This is a genomic window from Ochrobactrum sp. SFR4 (assembly GCF_019730395.1).
In the GTDB taxonomy this organism is placed as follows: Bacteria; Pseudomonadota; Alphaproteobacteria; order Rhizobiales; family Rhizobiaceae; genus Pseudochrobactrum.
Window position 1 is genome coordinate 1 of sequence record NZ_JAAPBB010000821.1, and the last position, 269, is coordinate 269.

The 269-nt window shown below is 51.7% G+C and carries 1 protein-coding gene; it reads left to right on the forward strand.

Annotated features, from left to right (window positions below):
* A partial coding sequence (locus HBA93_RS21375) for a prolyl oligopeptidase family serine peptidase (protein ID WP_221724594.1) occupies nt 1-269 on the forward strand: 269 nt, incomplete at both ends.

Here is a 269-nt window from a genome sequence, read left to right on the forward strand (position 1 = left end):
TGGTTGATCGCGGATTTATCTATGCCATTGCGCATATTCGCGGCGGCAAAGACAAAGGTTTTGCTTGGTACGAAAACGGTAAGCGTGAGCACAAGGTCAATACTTTCACGGATTTCATTGCCGCAGCCAAATATCTGGTGGCTGAAGGCTTCACCAGTCATGACCGTATTATCGCCCATGGCGGTTCTGCCGGTGGCATGCTGATGGGCGCGATCACCAATATGGCACCGGAAGCTTTTGGCGGTGTTATCGCCGATGTGCCGTTTGTT